This window comes from Streptomyces sp. McG3, assembly GCF_018619185.1.
GTDB lineage: Bacteria > Actinomycetota > Actinomycetes > Streptomycetales > Streptomycetaceae > Streptomyces.
This window is the reverse complement of record NZ_JAAXYC010000418.1, coordinates 1-5,634: the sequence shown is the minus strand read 5'-3', so window position 1 is coordinate 5,634 and position 5,634 is coordinate 1. Positions and strand designations below refer to the sequence as shown.

Sequence of the window (5,634 nt, the reverse complement as noted above, 5' to 3'; positions counted from 1 at the left end):
CCGGACCCCCACAAGCCCTCCCCGACGGCCTCTGCCGCCCCTGCCGTACGGCTCACTCCGGAGCCGCCGAGGACTCGCCCCGCCCCTCCGAGATCGCCGACGTCAAGGCACACATGAGCAACCTCCGAGACCTGCTCAGATCAGTCTGACCTCAACAATCCGGCTTGCCTCGCAGCCTCGGCATGCCCAAGCCCTCAGCAAGATCTACTCAGTTAAACCGAAGCCCGCCGCTACGGAACGATGTCCACCTTCCCCTCCAAGACACCGCCCCTTGCGGCCCAGAAAGGGCAGAATCACTCCCGACGCAGTCAGTGCTTCGAGCAGAGCCATTTACAGAACAAGGGGCGATATGTCCTCTTCTCGAGAAGTAGCCAAAAACTACCCCCCGGCTACATAGACCCGCAGGACACGAACTGTGGTCCCCGCGCGTGCGGGGGTGGTCCCTCCCCGCGGATTGAGCAACTGCGTCGCAGGAGGTGGTCCCCGCGCGTGCGGGGGTGGTCCCGCGGCCAGCTCGCCCACCTCCTGAAGGACGCGGTGGTCCCCGCGCGTGCGGGGGTGGTCCCCCACACGCTGTACCCCCAGCTGCGGAGTACCCGTGGTCCCCGCGCGTGCGGGGGTGGTCCCCGGTGCAAACCGTGACACGGACTGGGGGGTGAGTGGTCCCCGCGCGTGCGGGGTTGTTCCCAGGTCTGTCGCGCTGATCGAGACGCTGCTCTGGTCGTCCCCGCGCGTGCGGGGTTGTTCCCGGCTGGGAGGTCAAGGTCCCGGACCCGCGTGAGTCGTCCCCGCGCGTGCGGGGTTGTTCCCGTCTGCGGCATCCTCACGTCGAGCGGCGACGTGTCGTCCCTGCGCGTGCGGGGTTGTTCCCAACCGGTGGCAGCCGCTCAACGGCGGGCACAGGTCGTCCCCGCGCGTGCGGGGTTGTTCCCTGCCGGCCGACGGAGATCCGTGCGAGCTGATTGCCGTCCCCGCTCGTGCGGGGTTGTTCCCAGCTTGCCGCATTCGCGGGACTCGGCTCGGGTGTCGTCCCCGCGCGTGCGGGGCCGCTTCCTGGGCCCGACCGCTCCTGCTGGGCACCTAGCGCATCGCAGCGCGACGGAGACCTCGCGTCGACCGTTCACCGTCGCCCCCGGCCAGGTCCGGTCGACGCCCATGGCGTTGCGGCGGGCACCCGGGAACAGCAAAGCGCCCGGTCGCCGTACAGGGGATGTACGGCAAGCCGGGCGCTCCGGTTCATGGTTCAGGTCGGGGGAAGCGGCATCGGGGGGACAAGCCGCTTCCCCCGGTGAGAACAGGGCCTGCTGGTCATCCGCCGCGGTCAGGGGGAATCGCGCGGCGGTGACCCCACAGAGAGGCCCTGTTCCGGCCCGCCGGGTCCTGCCTGGTCCCGTTGGGCTCGGTATCCATCCTGCCGGGCGGCGGGAGCCGTGTGGTCGGGCGAAAGGCCTCGATGGTGGGGACGTAGGTCCTTAAAAGACGCATCAGTGATCGAAAACGGCCACCGGATACGGCCATCCGTGCGGATACAATCGCCCGATCGCACATGGGGTCGATGGGGAGGCAGGATTGTGGCCAAGGCAAAGACGATCATCATCTACATAGTGGTGGTCTTCGTGCTGTACACGATCATCATGTCTCCGCAGCGGGCCGCCGAGCTGGTCCAGGTAGGGTTCGAGGGCATTTCCACCGCCGCGCAGAGCGTCGGTGACTTCATGTCAGAGCTGGTGAAGTAGGAGTAGTGCGATGATCCGCCACCTGGTCCTTTTCAAGCTGAACGAGGGCGTCGAGCGGGACGACCCGCGGGTCGTCGCCGGGGACCGGGCCTTCCGGGAGCTGGAGGGGCAGGTTCCGGAGCTGGAGTTCTGGGAGTGCGCCTGGAACATCACCGACCGGCCGATCGCGTACGACTACGCCATCAACTCCGCCGTCGCCGACGAGGACGCGCTCAAGCGGTACATCGAGCACCCGGCCCACCAGGCCGCCGCCGGACAGTGGCGGGAATTCGCCACTTGGGTGATCGCCGACTACCCCTTCTGACGCTTCCCCGGCGCCGGTTCTGTCCGGTTCCAGCAACCCCTCGCCCGTCGGGCGGGGGGTTTCTTTGTTCTGTTTAAACCCTTATGACCTCAACACGGCACTATGAGGTGCTTGCACACAGTGGACATGTCTTGTGATGCTATGACCGCTTTTGACGGATGAGTTGATCGTAGTTGACCGCAAAGGGGTGGCGTCACCGTGCCGGCCAGTACAGCGCCTCAAGTGCCTCCCCAGACCGTTCTCACCGTCCGGGCCGAGGACATCCAGACCGAGACCCCGGACCCCTCCGCCAGGCCCGCCAGGACCCGCGGCGCCGACACCAGGGCACTCACCCAGGTCCTCTTCGGCCAGCTCAAGAACCTGGAGCCGGGCACTCCGGAGCACCGCCGGGTCCGGGCCGCCCTCATCGAGGCGAACCTCCCCCTCGTCCGGTACGCCGCGGCGCGGTTCCGCAGCCGCAACGAACCGATGGAGGACGTCGTCCAGGTCGGCACCATCGGCCTGATCAACGCCATCGACCGGTTCGACCCGGACCGCGGGGTCCAGTTCCCCACGTTCGCGATGCCCACCGTCGTCGGCGAGATCAAGCGGTACTTCCGCGACAACGTGCGCACCGTCCACGTCCCCCGCCGGCTGCACGAGCTGTGGGTCCAGGTCACCGGCGCCACCGAGGACCTGACGACCGCCCACGGCCGGTCCCCGACCACCGCCGAGATCGCCGAGCGGCTGAAGATCTCCGAGGACGAGGTGCTGGCCTGCATCGAGGCCGGCCGCTCGTACCACGCGACCTCACTGGAGGCAGCCCAGGAGGGTGACGGGCTGCCCGGGCTCCTCGACCGCCTCGGTTACGAGGACCCCGCGCTCGCGGGCGTCGAACACCGCGATCTCGTCCGGCACCTCCTGGTCCAGCTCCCCGAGCGCGAGCAGCGCATCCTCCTCCTGCGCTACTACAGCAACTTGACCCAGTCTCAGATCAGCGCGGAACTGGGCGTTTCCCAGATGCATGTGTCAAGGCTTCTCGCCAGAAGTTTCGCCCGACTGAGATCCGCAAACAGGATCGAGGCGTAGCCGGAACGGGTAGACCGTGCACAGAGCAGTTCTGACGGCATAAAAGGCCTACACCCCCTCTTTCCAGGGCGGATTCGGCGCTGACTTGTCGACATGTCACTACAGCGTGTTGCCGACATGTGACATTCTGCTCGAAGCGCGTTTGCCGCAGCCCCGCCTCCGGTATTCAGGTGGAGGCTGCGTTCCTCCGATGGTCGCGGCCACCGCGACCGTCCGCGACCTCAAGGGGGTGGCATGTCCGAAGAACAGGGCAGCTCGAAGGTGCTCACGCTCACGAAGAGCGTGCCGGCACCCGCCGTGCTCACCAGCTCGCCGGAAGCCATCGACACCCGTACGCTGTCCCGCTCCCTGTTCCTGCGGCTCGCCGCGCTCGGCCCCGCCTCGGGCCCCGAGGGAACGGACAGTCCGGAGCGGACCTACGTGCGGGACACACTGATCGAGCTGAACCTCCCGCTGGTGCGGTATGCCGCGGCGCGGTTCCGCAGCCGCAACGAACCGATGGAGGACATCGTCCAGGTCGGCACGATCGGCCTGATCAAGGCGATCGACCGGTTCGACTGCGAACGGGGCGTCGAGTTCCCCACGTTCGCGATGCCCACCGTCGTCGGCGAGATCAAACGCTTCTTCCGCGACACCTCCTGGTCCGTGCGGGTCCCCCGTCGCCTCCAGGAGCTGCGGCTCGCCCTGACCAAGACCAGCGACGAGCTCGCGCAGAAGCTCGACCGCTCGCCGACCGTGCCGGAGCTGGCCCGCGCGCTCGGGGTCTCCGAGGAGGACGTGGTCGACGGTCTCGCCGTCGGCAACGCCTACACCGCCTCCTCCCTGGACTCCCCCTCCCCCGAGGACGACGGCGGCGAGGGCTCCCTCGCCGACCGCCTCGGGTACGAGGACTCGGCGCTGGAGGGCGTCGAGTACCGCGAGTCGCTCAAGCCGCTGCTGGCCAAGCTCGCCCCGCGCGAGCGCCAGATCATCATGCTGCGGTTCTTCGCGAACATGACGCAGTCGCAGATCGGCGAGGAGGTCGGCATCTCCCAGATGCACGTCTCCCGGCTGCTGACCCGCACACTCGCGCAGCTCAGGGAAGGGCTCATCGCGGACTGAGACCGGCCGGCGGAGTTCGGCCGGACTCCGCCGGTCCCCGCACCGGGGTTCAGATTTGACGGACCGTCAGCCACACTGGCGCGATGCGACGTCAGACATTCGGCTCCACCCGCCGCCGAGGCACCGTCATCGTCGCCTCGGCGGCCGCTCTGTGTCTGGGCGGCGGCCTCCTGGCCGCCTGCGGGAGCGGACCGGGCGACGAGGGATACGTGGCCGTGGGCGCCGCCGCCGATGGCGGGGACCGGCCGGCGGGCGGCGACGGGAAGCCCTCGGGCGAGGTGACGCTGGTCCCGCTGGACGGGAACGGCGGCAGCGGTGAGCGCGGCCCCGGCGGTCGCGGGTCCGGCAGCCCCTCGTCCGCGCCCTCCTCCCCGGGTGCGAGCGAGCCTGGGCGCGCCCAGGACGGTCCCGGCGGGGCGCGTACGGAGACGCCGGGCGATCAGGGGGGCGGCTCACCCGGCGGGCCGGGCGCGAAGCCCCCGAAGCCTGCTGAGCCCGCTGAGCCCTCGAAGCCGGGGGGCAGCCGGCCCGGCACCCCTTCGTCTCCGGGCGACGGCGAACCCGGCACCGGCACCCCCGGCACCCCGGAACCTCCCGCTCCGCCCGCGACCCCGGCCGCGCTGACGTTGAGCGCACCGCAGCGCGCGGCGGCGGACAAACGGTGGTGCGAGAAGGTGACCGTGGAGTTCCGCAACACCGGCGGCTCCCCGGCCCGCTCGGGGACCGTCACCTTCGCCACGCACATCATCGGCGCCCTCGGCGTCGACTGGGCGACCATCACCTCGTCCCAGCCCCTGCCCGCCCCGATCGGCGCGGGCTCGGCGCGCTCGGAGACGTACACCGTCTGCGTGGAGTCCTGGCGGGTCCCGCTGGGTATGCGCGTCGAGACACAGGACGTGTCCGCCGTGTGGAAGTGACCTGACCGGCTGACCGGACGGCGGGACGCCCGTCACGCACGAAGGCCGCCCGGGGGTGGAGCGGCGGCCGGCTGCGCGGCCCCGCTTCCCGTCCCCCGTGCGGCCGGATCGTACGGTCGTACGCGTTCGCACGGCCGTACCTGTTTCGTACGGCCGCATCTGCTTGTCTACGTGTCGTGGGCGGCACGCACCTTGTACGTGCCGTCCCGTCGCGGGCGCGCGCGCACCGTCCTGGGGCGCGGGCGTCCGGGCGCGGGTCAGCCCAGGGCGAGCCAGGCCACCGCGCCGAGGACCACGACGACCGCGATCACCGCCGCGATCACCCCGGCCTTCGGCCCGGAAGAGGTCGCCGCGGGCTGCTGCCGGCGCTGCGGCTCGCCCTCGTCGACGAAGGCGCGGAACATCTGCGTGCTGCCCGCCGGGTCAGGGGTGCCCTCGGGGCCCGGCTGAGGGGCGTGGGGGTTGTGTGCCATGGGGCAGGACCCTAGCGAACTCGGGCCCACCGCCC

Annotated in this window: 6 protein-coding genes and 1 pseudogene; 6 read left to right on the top strand and 1 reads right to left on the bottom strand. The window is 70.1% G+C overall.

Annotated elements, in window-relative coordinates:
• The 6 genes and pseudogenes from HET64_RS39435 to HET64_RS35855 form a co-directional block, all read left to right on the top strand.
• A pseudogene (locus HET64_RS39435) lies at window positions 1–149 on the top strand (MarR family transcriptional regulator); the annotation flags it as partial.
• Between the two features lie 1,422 nt (window positions 150–1,571).
• Window positions 1,572–1,736: a hypothetical protein gene (locus tag HET64_RS35875; protein WP_003967683.1), complete on the top strand. Its 165-nt coding sequence runs from the start codon at window positions 1,572–1,574 to the stop codon at window positions 1,734–1,736.
• Between the two features lie 10 nt (window positions 1,737–1,746).
• Window positions 1,747–2,040 (top strand): Dabb family protein, encoded by a 294-nt coding sequence (locus HET64_RS35870; RefSeq protein ID WP_003967684.1) that lies wholly within the window; start codon window positions 1,747–1,749, stop codon window positions 2,038–2,040.
• A 198-nt stretch (window positions 2,041–2,238) separates the two neighbouring features.
• Window positions 2,239–3,108, top strand: a complete 870-nt coding sequence (locus HET64_RS35865; RefSeq protein ID WP_215111423.1) for an RNA polymerase sigma factor SigF — start codon at window positions 2,239–2,241, stop codon at window positions 3,106–3,108.
• 234 nt (window positions 3,109–3,342) lie between these two features.
• Window positions 3,343–4,209, top strand: a complete 867-nt coding sequence (locus HET64_RS35860) for an RNA polymerase sigma factor SigF (RefSeq protein WP_018958648.1) — start codon at window positions 3,343–3,345, stop codon at window positions 4,207–4,209.
• A gap of 83 nt (window positions 4,210–4,292) precedes the next feature.
• Window positions 4,293–5,126: a hypothetical protein gene (locus HET64_RS35855; RefSeq protein WP_215111422.1), complete on the top strand. Its 834-nt coding sequence runs from the start codon at window positions 4,293–4,295 to the stop codon at window positions 5,124–5,126.
• Between the two features lie 257 nt (window positions 5,127–5,383).
• On the opposite strand, the gene HET64_RS35850 is transcribed toward HET64_RS35855, so the two are convergent.
• Window positions 5,384–5,599, bottom strand: a complete 216-nt coding sequence (locus HET64_RS35850) for a hypothetical protein (protein WP_018958646.1) — start codon at window positions 5,597–5,599, stop codon at window positions 5,384–5,386.
• Between the last annotated feature and the right edge of the window lie 35 nt (window positions 5,600–5,634).

Bases quoted from the DNA above. Each gene is read 5' to 3' on its own strand.
- HET64_RS35870 (WP_003967684.1), top strand. From the start codon at position 1,747: ATGATCCGCCACCTGGTCCTTTTCAAGCTGAACGAGGGCGTCGAGCGG.
- HET64_RS35860 (WP_018958648.1), top strand. From the start codon at position 3,343: ATGTCCGAAGAACAGGGCAGCTCGAAGGTGCTCACGCTCACGAAGAGC.
- HET64_RS35855 (WP_215111422.1), top strand. From the start codon at position 4,293: ATGCGACGTCAGACATTCGGCTCCACCCGCCGCCGAGGCACCGTCATC.
- HET64_RS35850 (WP_018958646.1), bottom strand. From the start codon at position 5,599: ATGGCACACAACCCCCACGCCCCTCAGCCGGGCCCCGAGGGCACCCCT.